General features: G+C 69.9%; 2 protein-coding genes. Both read left to right on the top strand.

The window, feature by feature from the left end:
* Nucleotides 1-645 precede the first annotated feature (645 nt).
* On the top strand, nucleotides 646-3,027 hold the full coding sequence (locus AC08OQ_RS18185; RefSeq protein ID WP_476602223.1) for a putative bifunctional diguanylate cyclase/phosphodiesterase: 2,382 nt from the start codon (nucleotides 646-648) through the stop codon (nucleotides 3,025-3,027).
* Nucleotides 3,018-3,914, top strand: coding sequence for a leucyl/phenylalanyl-tRNA--protein transferase (gene aat, locus AC08OQ_RS18180; protein WP_476612237.1), 897 nt, complete (start codon nucleotides 3,018-3,020; stop codon nucleotides 3,912-3,914). The genes AC08OQ_RS18185 and aat overlap by 10 nt, the downstream gene beginning before the upstream one ends.
* Nucleotides 3,915-3,964: the final 50 nt, after the last annotated feature.

Here is a 3,964-nt window from a genome sequence, read left to right as displayed (position 1 = left end):
GCTTAACTTCGAAGAGCCGGTAGTTGCAGACCGATCCGCATGTGCGCTCCTCCCCCGCCTCCAGCGCGGGAAGCGGGACATAGCCGACATTTTCCTATCATGTCTCGCGACGACCGCCTCCCGCCGCAGTGACCACGATCGGGCCGCCCTGACGTGATGAGTCGACGACACGGCCACGCCTGCGCACGGTCACCCCACCTGAACCCAACGCCACACCAGCAAATCGCGACAAATTTTTGTATATAAATGACAAGAGACCAAGATGTACGAGAATGTAGGCATGCCCGGCCAAGCCTCCGTCATGATGGTCACATGAGGCCCGAGTGGCGGGACCTCCGGGGTGTCCGTACCCTTTCCCTCAACGGAGGTAGCCCTGTCCCTCCCGCACGACCGGTCGCCACCGGCGGTGGTCGATTACCGGGCCTGCGGGGTCGGCACCATGGCCGCACCGGAGAGGGGCCGGAGGGGGAGCCGCCACCATCGCCCGCCCACGGCACACCCATGAAAGATCATCTTTTTCGGCGAACCGGCCGGCAAGGCGGCCACCGGTGCCGCGGGTGTCGTCGCCGCGGCACCGGGCGATGGCCGTCGGCACGATGCCGGGCACGTGCGCAGGCTCCCACCACGCTGCGGGGGGATGACCGGTTGACCGCCTCTCCCCCTCCCCCGCGCCGGTTCCGTCTGATCCGGGCCGCCCAGCTCGTCCTGATCGTCGCCACGGTCTACCTGTCCGTCTCCGCGTTCGTCACCGTGCCCCGCATCGGCAACGAGACCGGGTCGCTGCGTTACGGCGTCGCCCTCGGCTCGGGCCTGATCTGCCTGTCGCGGGCGGTGTTGATCCGCGGCGAACGCCTGCCCTGGGCACTGCTCGGCACCGGGCTCGTCAGCTACGGATGCGCGACGATCTACTACAACGCGGCGGTCGCCGGCCGGCAGGACGACGACCTCGGGCCGTCGCTGGCCGATCTCGGCTGGCTGCTCTTCTATCCGGCGTGCTATGTCGCCGTCATCCTCCTGCTACGCAGAAGAGTGCTCCGGCTGCACACGAGCGTCTGGATGGACGCGCTCGTCGGCCTGCTCGGCGTGGCCGCGCTGACCAGCGGCATCGGCGTGGCGATGGCGAACTCGTATCCGCGCTACAGCGCGTGGACGATGACGGTGAACCTGATCTATCCGCTCGCCGACCTGCTGCTGATTCTGCTGATCGTCACGGTGTTCAGTCTGCTGGGCTGGCATCCCGGCCGGATGTGGTGGCTGCTGGGCATCGGGCTGGTGGGCTTCGCGATAGCCGACTCGCTCCTGCTGGTCAGCGTCACCACGGACAGGGACCCCGGGCCCGGCCTCCTCAGCACGCTGTGGCTGTTCTCGGTGCTCATGCCGGCCCTGGCCGCCTGGCAGCGACCGCGCTGGCACCCACCGGCCAAGATGTCCGGCTGGGGCGTCATCGCGGTCCCGCTGGTGCTCACCGTGATCGCGCTCGGTCTGCTCGTCCTCGGCGCCGCGGTCCAGCTGCCAAAGATCACCGTCGGGCTCGCCGCGGCCACGGTGCTGACGGCCCTGGCCCGCGCCGCGTTCACCTTCATCGAGGTCCAGCAGCTCGCCGAGAGCAAAGCGCTGGCCCGCACCGACGAGCTGACGGGCCTGGCGAACCGGCGTGGCTTCATCGAACGGCTGACGAAGGCCGAGCAGCACGCCACCGGGGTGGACACCTTCGCACTCCTCCTGCTGGACCTTGACCGGTTCAAGGAGATCAACGACTCGCTGGGGCATCAGGTGGGCGACGCGCTGCTGGCGCAGGTCGGAACCCGTATCTCCGACGCCCTGCGTCCCGGCGACCTGCATGCCCGCCTGGGCGGCGACGAGTTCGCGGTCCTGCTCGAACACGCGGACATCGAGGCCGCGAAACGCGTCGCCGACCGGGTGCTGGCCGTGCTCGACGATCCCTTCGACGTCGGCGGGGTGACCCTGCACGTCGGCGCGAGCATCGGCGCCGCCGTGTACCCCGACCACGCCGAGGACGCCCACACCCTGCTGCAGCGCGCCGATGTGGCCATGTATGCCGCGAAGTCGGGCCGCACCGGCGTGGAGTCCTACCGTCCCGGGTCCGACGTGAACAGCCTCGTCCGCCTCGACATGATCGAGTCCCTGCGCGCGGCGCTCGGCACCGGCCAGCTGGAGGTGCACTACCAGGTCAAGGTCGACCTCGATTCCGGGCAGGCGAACGCCGTAGAGGCCCTGGTCCGCTGGCGGCATCCCCGCCGCGGCCTGCTCGGGCCAGAGGAGTTCATCCCCCTGGCCGAACAGGCCGGTTTCATCCGGATGCTGACCATCGAGGTGCTGGAGACCGCCCTGGGCCAGTGCCGGCAGTGGCACTCCGCCGGATTCGACGTCGCGGTGGCGGTGAACCTGTCCGCCTCGGACCTGCTGGACCGTGGCTTTCCCGAACAGGTCAGCGGCATGCTCTCCGGCTTCGGGCTGAGCCCGACGGCACTCGAGCTGGAGATCACCGAGACCACGTTGATGCTCGACCGGGTCCGCACGGCCGCCGTACTCGGGGAGCTGCGCGACCTGGGGATCGGCATCGCCGTCGACGACTACGGCACCGGGTACTCCTCCCTGGCCAGGCTCTGGGAGCTGCCCGTCGACGTGCTGAAGCTGGACAAGTCATTCATCCAACGCATGGAGGTCGACGGCCGGGCCGAGGCGATCGTCCGTTCGACGGTCGGACTCGCCCACGCGCTCGGCCTGCGCATCGTCGTCGAGGGCGTGGAGACCGCCGGGGCGATGCGGATGCTGCGGGATTTCGGCTGCGACCTGGCTCAGGGCTACTTCCTCGGCCATCCGGGCCCATCCGAGCAGGTGACCGAGCAACTGCGGCGACGGGCGCCGTCGGCTGGCATGATCGATCCGGAGACGATCGGCCGGACGGAGGAATGTCCCGGCGATCTCTCCCCGACGATGGAGAGTGCCGTGCTGAACGCCCCAGTCGCCCCGAATCGGACGCCGGCGGTCAAGTCGTGGCGCTGACGGCGCCGCCCCGCGATCTCGGCCCCACCGTATGGGACGGGCTCTCGCTGCTGACCAGCCCACGCCAGGCCCCGATCGCCGTCGGCGGTGAGCTGGATCCGGCGACGTTGATCGGCGCCTACCGGGCCGGTGCCTTCCCTTGGCCGGCGAGCGAGGCCGACGGCGGCGGCGAGGCCCATGAGGACGACGAGGCTCACGGGGACGACGAGAGCGGCGGGACCCGCGGGGGCGGGGAGTGGCTGCGCGAGATCCTGCGGGCGGCGGTGGCCGCCCGACGCATCCCCCATCTGCCCCCGCACCGCCCCGGTGGGCTGGACCTGCCCTGGTGGAGCCCCGACCCCCGGGCAGTGATCCCGATCGGCCGGCTGCGGGTCAACCGGACACTGCGCAAGCGGCTGCGTAACTGTGGGTGGACCACCACCGTCGACGAGCGATTCGTCGACGTCGTCCGTGGCTGCCGCCGCGGCGGCACCTCCGAGTGGATCATTCCCCAACTGGTCGAGGGCTACGCCGAGCTGCACGCCCTGGGCTGGGCGCACAGCATCGAGGTCTGGGAGGGCGACGAGCTGGTCGGCGGCATGTACGGAGTGGGCGTCGGCGGCGTGTTCGTCGGTGAATCGATGTTCCGTACCCGGACCGACGCCTCCAAAGTGGCTCTGGCCGACTTCGACGCCCGGTTCACCGCGGCCGGCGGGATGCTGCTGGACGTGCAGATCGCGACCCCGCATCTGATCGACCTGGGTGCGGTGGAGATTCCGCGGGCCGATTTCCTCGCCGTTCTGGCCCGCGTCCGGGATGCCGACGTCCGCCTCAACCGGGACCGGTACCCGGTCGCCCGCCTTGCCCCGCATGGCGCCTCCGGCGCAATGCGGGGACCCCTGGCCTAGGGCCTGTTTGGGAAGTTTATCGGGGCAGCCATTCGTTGATCGCGGCGATG

The organism is Frankia sp. CcCS3 (genome assembly GCF_977927575.1).
This window is presented reverse-complemented; position numbering and strand designations above follow the sequence as displayed.